This is a genomic window from Kosakonia sp. AG348 (assembly GCF_003337365.1).
In the GTDB taxonomy this organism is placed as follows: Bacteria; Pseudomonadota; Gammaproteobacteria; order Enterobacterales; family Enterobacteriaceae; genus Kosakonia.
This window is the reverse complement of record NZ_QPJR01000002.1, coordinates 390450-407013: the sequence shown is the minus strand read 5'-3', so window position 1 is coordinate 407013 and position 16564 is coordinate 390450. Positions and strand designations below refer to the sequence as shown.

15 protein-coding genes are annotated in these 16564 nt (G+C 56.3%); 4 read left to right on the top strand and 11 right to left on the bottom strand.

Going from position 1 to position 16564, the window contains the following annotated elements; genetic code table 11:
* The first annotated feature begins 262 nt into the window (after positions 1 to 262).
* Positions 263 to 1177 carry a bestrophin family protein gene (locus tag DFO56_RS05680; protein WP_045508540.1) on the top strand — a complete coding sequence of 305 codons (915 nt, stop codon included), beginning with the start codon at positions 263 to 265 and terminating at the stop codon, positions 1175 to 1177.
* 165 nt (positions 1178 to 1342) lie between these two features.
* Here DFO56_RS05680 and DFO56_RS05675 read toward each other — a convergent pair whose 3' ends face one another.
* Entirely contained in the window at positions 1343 to 2761 is a 1419-nt protein-coding gene (locus DFO56_RS05675) for a PLP-dependent aminotransferase family protein (RefSeq protein WP_045508537.1), read from the bottom strand.
* A gap of 92 nt (positions 2762 to 2853) precedes the next feature.
* On the opposite strand from DFO56_RS05675, the gene DFO56_RS05670 reads away from it, so the two are divergent.
* The gene (locus DFO56_RS05670; protein ID WP_017456727.1) at positions 2854 to 3333 is read left to right on the top strand and encodes a carboxymuconolactone decarboxylase family protein; all 480 of its coding nucleotides are present in this window, start codon (positions 2854 to 2856) and stop codon (positions 3331 to 3333) included.
* Here DFO56_RS05670 and DFO56_RS05665 read toward each other — a convergent pair whose 3' ends face one another.
* Positions 3334 to 4224, bottom strand: coding sequence for a LysR family transcriptional regulator (locus tag DFO56_RS05665; RefSeq protein WP_045508534.1), 891 nt, complete (start codon positions 4222 to 4224; stop codon positions 3334 to 3336).
* Positions 4225 to 4323: 99 nt separating this feature from the next.
* Between DFO56_RS05665 and DFO56_RS05660 the strand changes: the two genes are divergently transcribed.
* Positions 4324 to 5739 (top strand): aldehyde dehydrogenase family protein, encoded by a 1416-nt coding sequence (locus DFO56_RS05660; protein ID WP_045508532.1) that lies wholly within the window; start codon positions 4324 to 4326, stop codon positions 5737 to 5739.
* A 44-nt stretch (positions 5740 to 5783) separates the two neighbouring features.
* Here the strand turns inward: DFO56_RS05660 and DFO56_RS05655 are convergent, their stop codons facing one another.
* The 6 genes from DFO56_RS05655 to nifL form a co-directional block, all read right to left on the bottom strand.
* Positions 5784 to 7349: a methyl-accepting chemotaxis protein gene (locus tag DFO56_RS05655; RefSeq protein ID WP_016496149.1), complete on the bottom strand. Its 1566-nt coding sequence runs from the start codon at positions 7347 to 7349 to the stop codon at positions 5784 to 5786.
* Positions 7350 to 7606: 257 nt separating this feature from the next.
* The gene (locus tag DFO56_RS05650) at positions 7607 to 8845 is read right to left on the bottom strand and encodes an EAL and HDOD domain-containing protein (protein WP_016496148.1); all 1239 of its coding nucleotides are present in this window, start codon (positions 8843 to 8845) and stop codon (positions 7607 to 7609) included.
* A gap of 207 nt (positions 8846 to 9052) precedes the next feature.
* Positions 9053 to 9565 carry a nitrogen fixation protein NifQ gene (locus tag DFO56_RS05645; RefSeq protein WP_016496147.1) on the bottom strand — a complete coding sequence of 171 codons (513 nt, stop codon included), beginning with the start codon at positions 9563 to 9565 and terminating at the stop codon, positions 9053 to 9055.
* Entirely contained in the window at positions 9562 to 10956 is a 1395-nt protein-coding gene (gene nifB / locus DFO56_RS05640) for a nitrogenase cofactor biosynthesis protein NifB (protein WP_045508523.1), read from the bottom strand. Before nifB ends, DFO56_RS05645 begins: the two co-directional genes overlap by 4 nt.
* A 146-nt stretch (positions 10957 to 11102) precedes the next feature.
* Entirely contained in the window at positions 11103 to 12677 is a 1575-nt protein-coding gene (gene nifA, locus DFO56_RS05635; RefSeq protein WP_045508520.1) for a nif-specific transcriptional activator NifA, read from the bottom strand.
* Positions 12674 to 14161, bottom strand: a complete 1488-nt coding sequence (gene nifL, locus DFO56_RS05630; RefSeq protein WP_016496144.1) for a nitrogen fixation negative regulator NifL — start codon at positions 14159 to 14161, stop codon at positions 12674 to 12676. The genes nifA and nifL overlap by 4 nt, the downstream gene beginning before the upstream one ends.
* Positions 14162 to 14514: 353 nt before the next feature.
* Here nifL and DFO56_RS05625 point away from each other — a divergent pair, with 353 nt between their 5' ends.
* Positions 14515 to 15045, top strand: a complete 531-nt coding sequence (locus DFO56_RS05625; protein ID WP_045508517.1) for a flavodoxin — start codon at positions 14515 to 14517, stop codon at positions 15043 to 15045.
* A 37-nt stretch (positions 15046 to 15082) separates the two neighbouring features.
* On the opposite strand, the gene nifM is transcribed toward DFO56_RS05625, so the two are convergent.
* From nifM to DFO56_RS05610, 3 genes are read right to left on the bottom strand one after another with little or no spacing between them, the layout of a single operon-like run.
* Positions 15083 to 15868, bottom strand: a complete 786-nt coding sequence (gene nifM, locus DFO56_RS05620; RefSeq protein ID WP_045508515.1) for a nitrogen fixation protein NifM — start codon at positions 15866 to 15868, stop codon at positions 15083 to 15085.
* Positions 15865 to 16308, bottom strand: a complete 444-nt coding sequence (locus DFO56_RS05615; protein ID WP_016496141.1) for a nitrogen fixation protein NifZ — start codon at positions 16306 to 16308, stop codon at positions 15865 to 15867. Before DFO56_RS05615 ends, nifM begins: the two co-directional genes overlap by 4 nt.
* The gene (locus DFO56_RS05610) at positions 16305 to 16562 is read right to left on the bottom strand and encodes a nitrogenase-stabilizing/protective protein NifW (RefSeq protein WP_045508513.1); all 258 of its coding nucleotides are present in this window, start codon (positions 16560 to 16562) and stop codon (positions 16305 to 16307) included. The genes DFO56_RS05615 and DFO56_RS05610 overlap by 4 nt, the downstream gene beginning before the upstream one ends.
* Positions 16563 to 16564: the final 2 nt, after the last annotated feature.

Genomic DNA, 16564 nt, shown 5'->3' with positions numbered 1-16564 from the left:
CCGGCTCCGGCCGGGTTTTTCTTTTTTAATAACGGCTAACGGTGCAACCGCGAGCGGCAAGAGAAGTAACGGCGTCGGAATAGTGTGCTTGCCATTCATTAGTTACAACATACTATTAAATAGTTGTATAACAGGTTTCAGCAACTTCTGCGCCAGTCTTCGTCGGGAAGGGCGACTTTTCGTCACAATTTATTATCAAACTTGCAACTGTGATTGCGATCACGTTTAATAGTGCCGCTCTCCCTTATGCACACAATTCAAGATGATCGTTCGACCTCAACAACACTGGCTTCCCCGTCTTTTCGTCTGGCACGGTTCCGTACTGCCAAAAATCACGTCGCGTTTGCTGATGAATTTCCTGCTCTCCATTGCGGTGATCTGGATGCTGCCGTGGTACACCTCGCTGGGTATCAAGCTGACCGTCGCGCCGTTCAGCATTCTCGGTGTCGCTATCGCTATCTTTTTAGGTTTTCGTAACAACGCCTGTTTTGCCCGCTACAGCGAAGCAAGGGTGTTGTGGGGACAGTTGATGATCGCCTCGCGTTCGCTGCTGCGTGAAGTGAAAACCACACTGCCAGATGATGAGGGATTACGGCACTTTATTCAGTTGCAAATCGCCTTCGCGCACTCTCTGCGCATGACGTTGCGCCGCAAGCCACAAGGCGACGTGCTGGCGAAATACCTGCGCCCAAACGATCTGCATAACGTGCTGAACGCGCACTCACCGGCTAACCGTATTCTGCTGTTAATGGGCGAATGGTTAGGCGTACGCCGGGCGCAGGGCGCACTTTCGGATGTTTTATTCAGCAGCATCAATCAGCGGCTACATGATATGTCCGCCGTGCTTTCTGGCTGCGAGCGCATTTTCACCACGCCGTTGCCGTTTGCCTATTCGTTGATCCTGCATCGCACCGTGTACCTGTTTTGCATCATGCTGCCGTTCGCGCTGGTGGTGGATTTGCACTTTATGACCCCGTTTATTTCGGTGCTGATTTCCTACACCTTTATTTCGCTGGACACGCTGGCAGAAGAGCTGGAAGACCCGTTTGGCGAAGAGGATAACGACCTGCCGCTGGACGCTATCAGCAACGCCATCGAGATTGATTTACTGCAAATGGTGGATGCCGATGTACTTCCGCACAAAATGACAGCAGGCAAAAATTATCAATTAACCTAAACTTTGCTGTGGAGAGTCATCGATCTTTACGATTTTTTCAGTCTGATAGCGAAACCCACAACAGAGAGGGACGTGCGATGGAAAAGTCCGACAGAACTATCTCATTAGCGTTGACCCTGCTGGTCAGCTTCTCACTTCTCGCCACGGCGTGGGATCTCTCCTTCGTCAGTAACTTGCCTTAACATCATTGGCCGCCAGCAGCGCCCGTGTCTCCTCAGCCGGGCGCTGCAATAGCGCCAGCGCTTCCTCCGCTGAACGCACATTGGTATAACCGATAATCACGCCGTAGCGTTTGGCGGAGGTGTTATACCAGCGCGAGAGCGGACTAACCTGCAACTGGTGCCGCTGCCAGATGTCCGCCAGCGAGATATCCTGCGTGCTGGTGCGTAAAAACGCGATGACATGCATCCCGCCATCGCTCACTTCCACGGTAAAAAGCCCCGGATAAACCTGCTCCAGCGCGTCCAGCACATATTTTCTGCGTTGCGAATAGAGCGTGCGCATCTTTTTTAAATGCTTATAAAAGTGACCTTCGCCGAGAAACGCCGCGAGGATTTTCTGCGTCAGCACCGGCTGGCCGCTTTCGGTGAGTTCCGCCGTTTCACGAAACGCGGCAAGCGTCGCGCGTGGCATCACAATGTAGCTGATGCGCAGCGCAGGCATCACCGTCTTACTGAAAGTGCCCATATAGATCACCCGATCATCGATATCGAGACTTTTTAATGCCGGAAGCACTTTGCGGGTGTAGTGAAACTCGCCGTCGTAATCATCTTCAATAATCCAGCGATTATGCTGACTGGCCCAGGCCAGTAATTGCTGCTTGCGCGGGAGCGAAAGGGTTACCGCCAGTGGGCTATGATGTGACGGTGTCACAAAAACCAGTTGCGCATCGCGGTGGTATTGCTGCAAATAGTCGACATTCAGGCCCTGGCTGTCCACCGGGACAAAGTGCAGATTATTGGCGGCGCGTTTCAGCGCCTGGGTACCAAAATAGTAGCCGGGATCTTCAAACAGCACTTTATCGCGTGTCGTGGTAAGCGCATTGAGGATCAGCCGCAGGTTGTTGCTGTACCCGCTGGTGATGAAAATCTGATCGGCCGTGCAGGATAAACCGCGCGACACATTCACATAATGCGCAATCGCTTCGCGCAGCGGCGTGTAACCCAGCAGCGGCGGGTTGGTCATCTCCATTGGCGACATCGATCGCACCGCTTTGCCGCACAACAGTAGCCATTTTTTGTAGGGGAAGGCATCCAGAGACGGAATGCCGGGGCGCAAAAAACCGGGGCGATCGCGCAGTACATCCGCAATGCCTGGTGGCGCGTCTGCTGCCTGAGGCGTAATGTCCGGGGTGGGCGGTTCGCTCAGTACCAAATCCGGGTTGACCCGCGTGCCGCGCGCGCCCTGGCTTACCAGATAGCCTTCACCGATCAGAATCGCCCAGGCCGTTTCCACCGTTTTGCGCGCCACGCCTAATTCACTGGCCAGCACACGCACCGAAGGCACTTTATCACCCGGTTTCAACAACCCGCTGGCAATGCTGCGCCGATACTGCTCGTAAATGGCTTTATAACCCGGCTTCATGTCCTACCTCTATTTGCGGTTTTTGCATCTTTTTACTATGGCATAAACGCGTACTATAGCGGCTGTTGAATCCATAAACGAGGCTAAAGACGATGAGCAATCGCGTAAATCTGTTCCAGACTGTTCCGGCATTAATTAAAACCCTCGGCGATGCCAGCCAGGCGTCGCACGCCAGCAGCCTGGATATTGGTATTAAGAATCTGGTCGATATCCGCGCCTCGCAGCTCAACGGCTGCGCATTCTGCCTGGATATGCATGTGAAACAGGCAAAACTGCACGGTGAGCGCGAACTGCGCATTTACCACGTGGCTATCTGGCGTGAATCGCCGCTGTTTACCGCCAAAGAGAAAGCCGCGCTGGCGCTGTGTGAAGCGCTGACCAAACTTGATGCGCATGGCGTGCCTGATGAGTTGTACCGTGAGGCGCGGGAGCATTTCAGCGAGGTGGAACTTTCCGAGCTGGCGTTTTCCATTGCCATTATTAATAGCTGGAACCGTCTGATGGTGCTGTCGCAAACCTTACCGGGCGCGCTGGATAAAGCCTACGGGCTTGATCGCGCGCACCTCGAGTAGTTAACGCTCCGCCCGGATAAAGGCAATAAACGCCTGCAACCCCACAGGGATGTGGCGGTGTCCGGGATAGTACAAACACAGCCCTTTAAAGGGCTGCGTCCACTCATCCAGCACGCTGACCAGCGTCCCGTTACGCAAATCCTCTTCAATGTAAAACCCCGGCAGAAAGCCCACGCCCAGCCCCGCGCGCACGGCGGCAATCGAGGTAAACAGATCGGTGGTCGACAGCCGTGGCGGAACGGCAACCGCTATGCGCTCGCCGTGGTGCGCCAGCTCCCAGCGGTAATTTCCGCCGCTGGACATGCGCATGCAAATCCCCTGGTGCTGGCGTAAATCATCCGGCGTCTGCGGCGTACCGTGCGCGGCAAACCACGCTGGTGTTGCCACCACGCGCATGCGGATATCCGGCGTGAGCGGCACGGCAATCATATCCTGTGGGATGGACTCCGCCAGGCGGATCCCGGCATCGTAACCGTCGGCCACAATGTCGATCATCTTCGCTTCAGTGGCGACCTCCATGCGCATCTGCGGGTAGCGCGCCAGAAAACGCACCAGCAGATCATCCAGGAACAGTTGCCCGACGGCTAGCGGGATATTCAGGCGCAACGTGCCGGAAGGTTCATCCGCCACGCTGTGGATCTCCTCGTGCGCGTGCTGGATTTCACGCAGCGCCGGGCCAATACGCGCAACAAACCGCTGCCCGGCTTCGGTCAGCGCCACGCTGCGGGTGGTGCGGTGAAACAGCCGAATCGCCAGGCGACTCTCCAGCCCGGCAATGGCGTTACTCACCGCCGTTGGTGACATTCCCAGCTCCTGCGCGGCGGCGCGAAAACTGCCCCGACGCATCACCGCCATCACCACTTCCAGCTCAACCAAACCTGAACGATGCATAGATTATCCCGAATTTCGCAACAACCTTTGCAGCATAGCGTGGATTATCAGCGCGATAAAGGCGTGTCACACTGGCTTCATTGTGAACAGGAGGTGGTTATGCATGCGATTGAACAGATCTCAATTAATGGCGAATGGGTCACGCCACAAGGTACAGAACGTTTCGACCTGTTTAACCCGGCAACCGGCGAAGTCACCGGCCAGGTGCGGCTCGGCAATGAGGCCGACGCGCTGAACGCCATTGTGGCGGCAAAAGCGGCGTTTCCTGGCTGGTCGCAAACCAGCCGCGATGAGCGAATCGCCGCCCTGATGCGTATGCGCGATGCGATGGAGGCCTGCCAGCCCGCGTTGTTGCAGGCAATTGTCGAGGAGTATGGCGCGCCGGCGTCGCGCGCCAGCTGGATGGCGCATTATCCGGTGTCGGTTATCGAGGCGGCGATCGACGCGCTGAAAGCGTTTGAGTTTGAATCCGTAGTGGGCCAGGCGCGCGTAGTGATGACCCCGCTCGGCGTCGCCGGGTTAATTACGCCGTGGAACAGCGATGCCGGATTTATCTGCGGCAAGCTGGCGGCAGCGCTCGCCGCCGGCTGCACGGCGGTCATCAAGCCGAGTGAGATGAGCGCGCTGCAAACCCACATCGTCACCCAGGCGTTACATGAGGCGCAACTGCCACCGGGCGTGTTCAATATTGTTACCGGGCGTGGCGAGGTGGTGGGCGAGGTATTCAGCCGTCATCCGGACGTGGCGAAAATCTCCTTTACCGGCTCGACGGCGACGGGCAAAGCCATTTTGCGTAACGCGGCAGAGACGTTTAAACGTGTCACGCTGGAACTGGGCGGCAAGTCACCGACCATTATTCTGGAGGATGCCGATTTAGCCGACGCCGTGCCGCTGGCGATCCAGGCCGGATTTATGAATAGCGGTCAGGCGTGTGTCGCGGGAACACGCATTCTGGTGCCCGCATCGCGCAAAGCCGAGTGTGAGGCGGCGCTGGCGCAGGCGGTCGCGGCGGTTAAATCGGGCGATCCGCGCGATCCCGCCACGGAAGTTGGCCCGATGGTCAGCGAAAAACAGTGGCAACGCGTACAGTCCTATATCCGCCTTGGCCAGCAGGAAGGCGCGCACCTGTTAGTGGGTGGAGAAGGGCGCGCAGCCGGGTGTGAGCGCGGCTGGTCGGTGCGACCAACGCTCTTTAGCGAGGTCAAAAACAGCATGCGTATTGCGCGCGAAGAGATTTTTGGCCCGGTGTTATCGGTGATCGCCTATCGGGATGACGCCGAAGCGATCGCTATCGCCAACGACACCGATTATGGCCTGAGCGCGCTGGTGCTGGGTCGCGATCCCGAACGCGCACGCCGTGTTGCCGGGCAAATCGCCGCCGGGCGGGTGTTGGTCAATACGCTGGCGCACGAGGCTGCCGCGCCATTTGGCGGGTTTAAACATTCGGGGATCGGGCGTGAAATGGGGCGCTGGGGACTGGCGGCCTTTATGGAGCCGAAAAGTATTGTTATGTAGCAAGTAAACGCCGTGCCACCCGAAGCGAGTGGCACGGGTTGCGATTAACGCGCCAGCTGGAAGAAGCGCACGGAGTCGCGCAGCATCTCGCTCTGTTCGGTCATCGACTGGGCGGCAACCGCCGCTTGTTCCACCAGCGTGGCGTTCTGCTGGGTTACCTGGTCCATCTGATCAATCGCCACGCTAATCTCTTTGATCCCCTGATGTTGCTCGGTAGAGGCAGCGGAGATCTCAGCAACAATATCCGTCACTTTGTTAACCGAGCTGACAATCTCTTCCATCGCGCGGCTGGCGGTATCGGCGTAGCGGGAACCGTCGGTAATTTTCTCAACGGTGCCTTCAATCAGCTGTTTGATCTCTTTCGCCGCCTCGGCACTTTTCTGCGCCAGGTTGCGCACTTCACCGGCCACCACGGCAAAGCCTTTACCCTGTTCACCGGCACGCGCGGCTTCAACGGCAGCATTCAGCGCCAGAATATTGGTCTGGAAGGCGATGCCTTCAATCACCGAAATGATATCGACAATTTTCTGCGAGCTGTCAGAGATTTCATGCATGCGTTTCAGCATGTCATGCACCTCTTTACCGCCTTTAACTGCCGTTTGTGACGTCTGGCGCGCCAGGTCGCTCGCTTTACGGGCGTTTTCCGCGTTACTCTTTACGTTCTCGGTGATTTGCTGCATGTTCGACGAGGTTTGCACCAGCGAGGCCGCTTGTTCTTCGGTACGCTGTGACAAATCGTTGTTGCCTTCGGCAATTTCGCCTGCGGCGTGGGAAATCGATTCGCTGCCGTCGATAATACCGGTGATGATTTCCGCCAGTTTATTGTTCATTAAATGAATGGTCGCCAGCAGGCTTTCGCTGTCGCCCTCGCGCAGCGCAACCTGGGTGCCCAGTTTACCGTCAGCGACCGCCTTCATAATCGACATCGCATAGGCCGGTTCGCCGCCGAGCTGGCGGGAGAGATTACGCGAGATAAACAGCGCAATCACGCCGGTGGCAATCAGGGCCAGCAGCAGCAAGCCGCTCAGCAGATAAAGTGCCTGGCGGTAACCGGCCTGAGAATCTTCCCCCGCTTTATCACCAATCGCGACTTCCATATCCACCAGCGTCGCCAGATCTTTCATCAACTGGGTACGATATTTTGCTGATACCGCGCCGCTGATTTTGGCCGCTTCCGCCGCATCGCCACGATTCATGGCGTCGATCACTTTGGCGTTTACATCAACAAAGTTTTTAAAGTTATCCACCACAGTCGCGAACAGGGCGCGCATTTCTTGCGGCTCATTGGCCGAGATTTTTGCGTACTGCTGCTGAGCATTCAGGAAGGTTGCCTGGTTTTGCAGCAATTCGCCGCGATGTTGATCCAGCGACGCCGGCGTGGTTGAAGCAATATACTGCACCTGTTGCAGGCGCATTTCAGCTAAGACGCCTCGCATTTCAAGGGTATAACGAACGCCTGGCATTCTGCTTTCGCGGAACTGGTCAATATTTTTATTGGTGCTGTTAAGTTGATAAATAGAAACAACGCCCAGCAACAACATCATCACAATCAGGATGGAGAAGCCGATGAGCAATTTGGTTAATACAGTGGCCTGCGCAATTTTTTTCATAATCCACAACTAAGTAAAGAAAGGTAATATTAATAACGGCAATATTTTAGGAAAAATTGATCTATTTATCTGATCTCTATCACACATTGCTATGATTTTTGTGCAATGGCACACATCGGATTTTTAATTTAGATTAAGGGAAGGGCGGTTGTTAAAAAGGTTGGAGAATAATACTTCATTGAAGTGAAATATTGTTTCAAATGGTATCTTTGTGCTGAAGTTTATTTTCTGCACACCGTATTCAGTGTGCAGAAAAATTAATGGGAAATAGTTATCGGCAGTTCGTCCGCCCATTTTGTGGCCTGGTTCATCAGCTCTGAAATGGCCGAATTGGGTAAGCCAATTTCATGCGCCACGTCGCTGGCCTCATCCCACATCCGCTGCTCGTACAGGCGCGCCAGCCGCACGTAGGGGTAGAGTTCGCCGCTGTTGGCCTCAAGCGCTTTAGCCACTTCCGGCGAGACGGCGATCTGTGCCATCAGCTCTTCCAGCGGTAGCCCGAGGATCACATCCAGCAGCGAGAAGAGCCCTGCCATAAAGGCATCATTAGAGATGTTATTGGACGACGTACGTGCCGCCACCAGTTCGCAGAACTTGGCGCGGATCAGGCTCAGGTAATAAATTTCAGTGTTGGTGACATCCTCGAAAGAGGTGAGACACGCCACCAGTACAAAACGGCGCATTTCACTGATGCCAAGGTAGACCACGATGTCGCGCAGCGATTGATTGCGAAAACCGCTAATACCGCGCGTGTTATATAAAATGTTTTGCGCATAACGCATAATTTTAAACGAGAGAGAAACATCGCGTTTCAGCAGATCTTCAATTTTGTTTAAATTGGGTGATTCAACGTTAACTTCCTGCATCAGCTTCAGAGCAAATGCACGGTTTTGCGCCAGTTTATTTCGTTTAGTCACCACCGGTTTGCTGAAAAAATACCCCTGGAAAAGATGAAAACCTAATTTTTTAAAGGTCTCAAACTCTTCGTAGGTTTCCACTTTTTCGGCCAGAAAAACCGCATGGCGCAATAATTCCCGATTGGCGAGAATATAGTCGCTAATTTTTTCGCGCGGGCTTCTTCTTATGTCAAATTTAATCACGTTGACATAGGGCATAAAGGCTTCCCACTGATTTCCGGGTTCGAAATCATCGAGCGCAATGCGAAAACCCAGCGCGTGCATCCGTTTGACGGTTTCCAGCAGTTTGAGATCCGGTTCGGCGTCTTCCAGAATTTCAATCACCACGCGGTTTACCGGCAGCGTTTCCGCGAGACCTTCGACCAGCAACTGGTAGGGAAAATTGACGTAAACCGTACTGTTGTCGCTCTTCCGGCCCACCGGCGCGCTGAGGAACTGCTCTTCGATTAACTGCGTGGTGGCCTGTTCCGCAGAGATATCGGGGAAGCGGTTATCCATGCTGTTCCGAAAGAGGAGTTCGTAACCGACGGTGTTCAATTGCTTATCAAAAATCGCCTGTCTGGCCACAAAAGAATACATTCGCCACCTCGCACACCGTGTACTTTTGTATAAGTTTTCCAAATATATAAGCAACATTAACACCCTGGCTACCGGAACCGTGTGACTGCGGCAAAATATTTGACTTTTATTGTGAAAGGATAGGACAGCAAAGCGGTAAGTGTACAGGCGACGCGGGTTTTAGTGCGGAGTAAAAGCCTGATTACCCGCTATATCAGGCTGGTTACGTTACGAAGGTTCAAAACAGAGCGGGCGTTCGCAGCAGGCATCACAACTCGGCGAGCGGCACACCACTTCGCCTTCGCTGTGCAGACAACGCTGGCGGTAGAAAAACTTTTTCCAGCGCATATTGTTGCTGTTCATCTCAACTAAAGGCGCGAAGCAATCGCTCATCAGCTCTCGCAGCTCCGCGCGCGAGCTAAGTCCCAGATCCTGCCACAGGTGATTAAAAGCCAGTGAGACACTGGCAATAATGTGCTGCATCGGCGCGGCATCTGCCGACATATGGCACGCCAGCCACTGTGCCAGCTCTGCGCGCTCTGCGCCGCGCGTAGCGTTGAGTTCGCTCATGAGCTTTTGCCGCAAACGGCAGTCCGCCGGCATTTCCGGCGCAGGCGGGGCGAAACGCGCCTGCAGGTTTTCCCAGTCGCTCACGCTTAAACCCATTCTTTCCGGATAGCAACCTTCACCGTGCAGGTAAAGCCACAACAAGCGCCGTAACCAGTCATCAACGGGCATCATGCCACCCCCTTGTTTTGCCCCTTTGTCGGCGCAGTCTGCCACCAGCGTAACAGCGAGGAAGCGATGGGTTGCCAGGCATCGTCAACGCAGGGCTGAATGCCGCGCGATTGCAATTTTTGCCACGGTTCGTAGCCAATGCGGGCGCAGAAAACGGCTTTCACATCGGCCAGCAAGTCGAGCACGGTGTCCAGTCTTGCGTCGCTTTCCGGCGGCTCACAATGATCCGAACCCTGGCAATATTTCGGTGTGAAACGCTCGTTGACCAGCACAGCGCCCGCGGCTGATAAACTGTAAATACGAAAGCGATCCGCATGGCCAAAATGGCAGTCGATGAGCTCGCCTTGCGTTGACGCCACCGCCACCAGACAGGCCTCTGCATCATCGGATTCGCCTTTGGTGACGATACTGGCGTGAAGCTGCGCACGGCGAAACAGCGTCGGCAACCACGGCTGCGGGGCGGATTCAACGGGTAGCAGGGCAAATTGCTGGCTGCGATCTTCGCCGAGCATACCAATCGCATCCGCGCGGCACTGCTGGCAGTGGGTCATTTGCGACATCACTTCGCCACAGCTTTCGCGCACGCGCGCAATCATCTCTGCATCGGGTTCCGCCTGGCCGTTAAGGCCAAACACCGTGCCGTGTTCCGGGCGGGCTATCAGCGGCATAATGTTATGGATAAACGCGCCAGCTTCGCGCAGTTCGCGGCTGACATCGGCCAGCGCGAAATCGTTAATACCGGGGATCAGCACCGAGTTGATTTTCACCAGCACACCTTGCGCCGTCAGGCGACGAACCCCCTCCAGTTGACGGGCTATTAATATTTCACCCGCTTCGCGTCCGCTGTACCGTTCACCCTCGAGCCACAGCCAGGCGTAGATCTGCGCGGCAATTTGCGGATCGAGCGTATTGATGGTCACCGTTACGTGATCGACGCCGAGACTGACCAGCCGATCAACGGCGTCCGGCAGCATCAAGCCATTGGTGGAGAGACACAATTTCATATCCGGTAGCTGTTCGCGCACCATCTCCAGCGTGGTGAAGGTGCGTACGATATTCGCCAGTGGATCGCCGGGCCCGGCAATGCCAACCACCGACAGTTGCGGGATAGCCGCCGCAACTTGCCGTACTTTCGCCACCGCCTGCTCGGGGGTTAAGAGCGAGGATGAGACGCCAGGCCGGGATTCGTTACTGCAATCAAATTTGCGATTGCAGTAGTTACATTGCAGGTTACAGGCGGGGGCTACCGGTAAGTGCATACGCGCAAAACGGTGATGACCGCTTTTCGAGTAGCACGGGTGCAGCGCCACTTTACCGGCGATGGCATCGGAAAGCGGTTCAGACGGCGTTGACTGACACCGGGAACCGCCAGCGGCGGATGAACAGGACATCATGGAAAGTACCTCCGTTTACGGAATTATTCCTGGTGGTTGCAAATCTCGTTCCTGTTTCAACCTGTTGAAAAGTAGTGATATTTATTTTTCCGGGTTGTCGGTTTTGTGGCATTTGGCTGACAATGTACCGAATGCCACAACCGCTGTTATAGCCTTGGCAGGGTGATATCCATCGTCTGAATGCGATAGGCGACCTGGCGCGGCGTCATTCCCAGTAAGCGCGCGGCTTTGGCCTGTACCCATCCCGCTTTTTCCAGCGCCGCAATCAACCGCTGGCGCTCGTCAAGGGTGTTATCGAGCCAGTTATCGTCGTGCGTGACGCTGATAACCGGCGGTTTGGCTGGCTGGTCGCGATGATTAAACAAAATCACGTCCCGATCGATCAGACCGTTTTCCGACATCACCGCCGAGCGCTCAAGGCAGTTTTCCAGTTCACGCACATTACCGGGCCAGTTGTAGCTCATCAGCAGGCGGATAGCGCCCTCGCTAATACGCAGCGTGCGGCTCTGGTTGTGGGCGATTTTGCGCACCAGAAAGTGCGCCAGTTCGGCAATGTCCTCCTGGCGTTCGCGCAGCGGAGGCAGGGCGATGGGCATTACATTCAGGCGGTAATAGAGATCTTCGCGAAAGTGCCCCAGCCGGACTTCATCTTCCAGATTACGGTTTGTCGCGGCAATAATGCGCACATTGACTTGCAGTGTTTCGTCGCCGCCGACGCGTTCCATTTCGCCTTCCTGCAGGATGCGCAGCAGCTTAGCCTGAAACGAAGCGCTACTTTCGCCAATCTCGTCAAGAAACAGCGTACCGCCATCGGCCAGCTCAAAACGGCCTTTACGCTGGCGTACCGCACCGGTAAAGGCCCCTTTTTCATGACCGAACAATTCGCTTTCAAGCAGTGTGTCCGGCAGCGCCGCACAGTTGAATTTCACAAACGGCGCACTGGCGCGCGGTGAATTATGGTGAATGGCGTTGGCAATCAGTTCCTTACCGGTGCCGCTCTCGCCGCGTACCAGAACGGTGGTGTCCCAGCGCGAGACCTGACGGATAATCTCCATGGTCTGGCGCATCGCCGGGCTGTTACCGACCATATTCTCGAAGCCGAATGCGCGTGAGGCAGTGCAGGATTTCGGGCTGACGGCCTGCGTTATCGCGGCGCGCGGGGAAGGGCGCGCTGCCGGTGGGGCCATCAAACGCACGGTCTGCGCCACCAGGTTGGCAACCGTTTCCAGAAAGCGGGTGCAGGCGGGTAACCGCTCTTCGTAACGCGCCATGGGTTGCGCCGTCAGCACACCAAACGTCTGCGCATCCGGCCCGATCAGCGGCACGGCGATAAACGGCAGGTTGTAATCATACAGTCCCAGCCGGTCAAGAAAACGCTGATCGTCGGCGACCCGTGCCAGCACTAATGATTGCCCTTGTGAAAGCACCGTCCCGACCAGCCCTTCGCCCGGACGGTAGCGAATTTGCGAGCTACCGGGGATTAACTGCTGATCGGCTTCCTGCAACGCTTCAATAGTCAAAATTGCCTGCTGGCTGTCGTACAGACAGATCATGCCGTGCTGCAAAAAGGCGTCATTGTGCAATACGCACAGCACTTGCTGGAGCGTCTGTTCGACTTCGGTCGCCCGGCTGAGTACCACGCTTATCCGCTGCATCGCGGTGAACTGCTGGGACAAATCGAAGCGCCAGACGGTATTACCCGACTCGGTTCGCTGGGTCATTTTGAACCTCCGGTCAGTGAATGAAATAGCGGGAATCGTAGGGTCAGGCAGCTTCCGCCTTCCGGGCGTGAAGTGAGTTCTATCGCGCCGTGGTGGTGCGCCACCAGCGTCTGGATCAGGCGCAGCTCCATGCCTTTGCCCGGCGCGTTAAGCGCATCCGGCGAGTGGGTATGGCGCACCGGGATCAGCGGCACATTGTCAGTAATATACAAAGAGAGCCAGCCCTCTTCTTCGCGGGCGAAAATCTCTGTTTCTGCGGTGAAATCACGCAGACCGGCGGCAATATCCAGCGTGCGATCGAGCCACAAACTCAGGCAGGCCAACAGTTGCGTACGCTGACCAAATCCCACCAGATGATGGGAATCCAGCGTGACCTGCAAATTTTTACCCTCGCCGAAGCGGGTGTGATAAAGCGCGTGCAAATCGTCAAAAAAGGGTTGCAGCGGCCAGACCGCCGCACTTTCCAGTTCCAGCGACGGGCGGCAACGTTTCAGCCGCGCCATCGCCTCTTCACCTTCGCGCCACGCGGCGTCCAGCGCCATGTTGTTGTTATCACTGCCGTTTAACCGCCGCGCCGCCGCCAGCATATTGATGGGGCAGTTAAGCTGGATCAGCGCGGCGTCCAGCGCTTCGCGGATCGCCGCCAGCAGTTTGCCGCTGGTCATCTGCTGTTTAAGGCGATCAAGCCGTCCCTGTTCCTGCTGCTGGCGCTGTTGGGTGTCGTCGGTGATGACCACCAGCGTGCGCGTCAGCGCATTATCAATAAAGTAGCGACTGGCTTCTTCGCTGACGCCCGGCAGCGCCCAACAGGTAACTGACAACCAGCGCACCGCGCCGCGCAACACCACCGGTAAGACCTGGCCGTTCGCCAGCTCCGCTTTGCGGGCTGAAAAATTAAGTTCGCTCAGGAGCTCTTTTCCGCCGCAGTCGGCACAGAAGGTTTTGTAGGCGAGGTTATCCATCACCACATGATCGCGTTCATCCACCACAACCACCGCCGCCGGAATGTTATTCAGCACCGCTTCGGTCAGCGTCATGTGGTTACGCAACCGCTGCTCTAGCGCGTAGCTGGCGCTGATATCACGCTGCATTGCCAGGTAGTGTTCCAGTTCGCCAAACGGGTTAATTACCGGGGTGATATCGATCTCGACCAGATACAGGCTGCCGTCACGGTGGCGGTTGATCAGTTGCCCGCGCCACGGTCGGCGTTGTAATAAGGTGTGCCACATATCCTGGTAGATTTCCCTGGGGGTTTGGTGGCTTGCAAGCAGGCGGGGATTTTGCTGCAACAACTCCTCAAGCTCATAGCCGGTCTGGCGGCAGAATGCCGGGTTGGCATAGACAATGCGTGCGTCGGCATCGGTCAGCGAAATGGCGACGGGCGCTTCTTCAACGATGGTAAAAAACAGCCCAGGATGGTGTTGCGAAAGCGCACCGGCGATTGCCTCGGGCGCGCTGGCATCCATCATCATATTCAGGGTCATCGCACACTCCTGCGGTCAGTTAGTCGTGTCGTAGTTCTGACAATTTGTGCCACCTGGCGGCTTTCGCCCGGACAACATGTCATGCACGTATAACCATGCAAAGAGTGCACCTTTTGGCCGCTAACCTGACAAAACCTTGATCCAGATCGGTATTAAGCGCGCTATCAACGCCAAAGCTGCGCCAGGCGGGCGTCTGTGAGGGGAGGTCGAAGGAAAAAAAGCGCCAGACTGGTGCATTAATAACCATTGTGGTGCAGGTTTTGCCCGTCACTAAAACTGGCACACTCTTCGCAATATCAGACACGTTCACCGCATTTCCCGGCGGGATCTCTTTTTCAACAGGAGCGTGTGTTATGGCAAATATTGGTATTTTTTTCGGCACCGACACCGGCAAGACCCGCAAAATCGCCAAACAGATCCACCAGAAACTGGGCGGGCTGGCGGATGCGCCGGTCAATATCAACCGAACCGATTTAGCGACTTTTCTCTCGTATCCGGTGCTGGTATTAGGCACCCCAACGCTCGGCGACGGGCAACTGCCGGGGCTGGCTGCCGGTTGCGAGGATGCGTCGTGGAGTGAATTTGTCACCCAACTGCAGGGCGATAGCCTGCGTGGTAAAACGGTGGCGTTGTTTGGGCTGGGCGATCAGGTGGGTTACCCGGATAATTTCGCCAGCGGTCTGCGCCCGTTATATGACACGCTGAAACGCTGCGGCGCGCAGATGGTCGGCCACTGGCCCAATGAGGGCTATACCTTTGGTTCATCGTCCGCGCTTGAGGCGGATAACTTTATTGGTCTGGTGCTGGATCAGGACAACCAGTACGACCTGACCGATGAACGTATCGAGGCGTGGCTGGAGACGCTCAAACCGCTGATCCTCTAATCTCTGAAGCCCGGCGGATAACCGATCACCGGGCTTTTCAGCGCGCCTGTAATAATGACGCCAGCCACTGGCGTTGCCACTGCTGTTGGGACTGACGGAACAAATACTCCCGTGCTTTCGCCAGCGCGTCTGCCTTCGCCATCAGCGTCGGTTGGCGGATCTGTTCACACCACAACAAATGCCAGCCCAGTGCCGTTTCGACCGGCTGGCTGACCTCGTCCGTTTGCAGCGCAAACAGCGCGTTTTCCAGTTCCGGAAAGAGCAGGCCACGGCTTACCCAGCCCAGACGCCCCCCCTCCAGCGCGCTGGGACAGTGCGAATGGCGCGCTGCCAGCCGGGGAAAGGCGGCGCGGTGGTCACGGATTTGCTGATAAAAACGATTGATCTGTTTTCTTATTCCGGTGTTGTTTTGCTCTGTGGTCAGCAACAGGTGCGAGGTTAGGCGTTGTTCCGGGCGCATAAATTGTGCCTGATGTTGCTGATACCAGCGCAGCACGCCCGCCTCGTCCGGGAGGGGGGCTGTGCGTGCAACCTCAGCAAACTGCGTTTCCAGACGGGCATGATGCGCAATCACTGCCTGGCGCTCGGCTGAGGAAAAAGGGCACTCATCGAGCTGCGGCGCCAGCGATGCGGCCACGGCATTACGCAGCTCGTCAGTAACGCTTGCGTCGCACGCAATGGCAACCACTGCCAGTTCGAGCTGGCGCTGGCGCGCCCAGGCGCGGTCAAATGCCTGCTGGTGTGACGCCGGAATGTTTTCCGGCTCGCAGTGCCAGCGGGTCAGCGCCAGCCGTCGGCGGGCGAAACGCTCCCACGGCATCATTGTGGCGTCTCCAGCAAAATCATGGCGCGGGCGGGAACCTGAAACCAGCGCCCGGAAAAGGTGACAGTGTAACTCTCTGCGTCGTCTCCCTGGCCCGTGGCGGCGATCTGGCCTTGTTCTCCGGCGGCCACCACGATGTTATCGCCGATGGCCAGCGCGTGGCGGCAGGCGACGGTATCGCCATACTGAAACTGCCCGGCGTGCCAGGGGGCGGAAAGCGGCAGCAGTTCCTGCTCACGGCAGCCCACAATCAAACCGCAATCGGGAAAGTGGATTTGATAAATCACTTTTTCCATCAGGAACGTGCCCCATTCACGGACAAAACCCGTGCTACCCCGACGCACCAGCAAATCGCCGCGCCGGTAACCCGGCATGGTGCCATCGTTGCGGATCGCGCGGCTAACGCGAACTTCCTCACCGAACGCATACTTTGGTTTCATGATGCCGGCTCCGTTGTACAGTGTTCGTAGCTTTCCGCCAGCAGCCTGCGCGCCAGAAGCCAGGGCTCGCGGGGAGTGGCTTCAAGCAGATTACGCAGCGGCACATGATCACGCAGGCGCTGGTGAAATTCGCGCAGTACCGGCAGGCAGCAACGGCGCAGCGTGAGCGGTTCATAAGGTACGGAGAAAAAGGTAAAAAAGGACTCGGCGCTGTCGAGTTCAGCCACGCCAGGGATCTGATAAAACCATTCCATCT

Coding starts and splice junctions, on each gene's coding strand:
- nifM (WP_045508515.1), bottom strand. CDS start 15,868: ATGATGCCGTGGGAGCGTTTCGCCCGCCGACGGCTGGCGCTGACCCGC.
- DFO56_RS05660 (WP_045508532.1), top strand. CDS start 4,324: ATGCATGCGATTGAACAGATCTCAATTAATGGCGAATGGGTCACGCCA.
- DFO56_RS05610 (WP_045508513.1), bottom strand. CDS start 16,562: ATGGAATGGTTTTATCAGATCCCTGGCGTGGCTGAACTCGACAGCGCC.
- nifL (WP_016496144.1), bottom strand. CDS start 14,161: ATGACCCTGAATATGATGATGGATGCCAGCGCGCCCGAGGCAATCGCC.
- DFO56_RS05615 (WP_016496141.1), bottom strand. CDS start 16,308: ATGAAACCAAAGTATGCGTTCGGTGAGGAAGTTCGCGTTAGCCGCGCG.
- nifA (WP_045508520.1), bottom strand. CDS start 12,677: ATGACCCAGCGAACCGAGTCGGGTAATACCGTCTGGCGCTTCGATTTG.
- DFO56_RS05625 (WP_045508517.1), top strand. CDS start 14,515: ATGGCAAATATTGGTATTTTTTTCGGCACCGACACCGGCAAGACCCGC.
- DFO56_RS05670 (WP_017456727.1), top strand. CDS start 2,854: ATGAGCAATCGCGTAAATCTGTTCCAGACTGTTCCGGCATTAATTAAA.
- DFO56_RS05645 (WP_016496147.1), bottom strand. CDS start 9,565: ATGATGCCCGTTGATGACTGGTTACGGCGCTTGTTGTGGCTTTACCTG.
- DFO56_RS05680 (WP_045508540.1), top strand. CDS start 263: ATGATCGTTCGACCTCAACAACACTGGCTTCCCCGTCTTTTCGTCTGG.
- DFO56_RS05650 (WP_016496148.1), bottom strand. CDS start 8,845: ATGTATTCTTTTGTGGCCAGACAGGCGATTTTTGATAAGCAATTGAAC.
- nifB (WP_045508523.1), bottom strand. CDS start 10,956: ATGATGTCCTGTTCATCCGCCGCTGGCGGTTCCCGGTGTCAGTCAACG.
- DFO56_RS05665 (WP_045508534.1), bottom strand. CDS start 4,224: ATGCATCGTTCAGGTTTGGTTGAGCTGGAAGTGGTGATGGCGGTGATG.
- DFO56_RS05675 (WP_045508537.1), bottom strand. CDS start 2,761: ATGAAGCCGGGTTATAAAGCCATTTACGAGCAGTATCGGCGCAGCATT.
- DFO56_RS05655 (WP_016496149.1), bottom strand. CDS start 7,349: ATGAAAAAAATTGCGCAGGCCACTGTATTAACCAAATTGCTCATCGGC.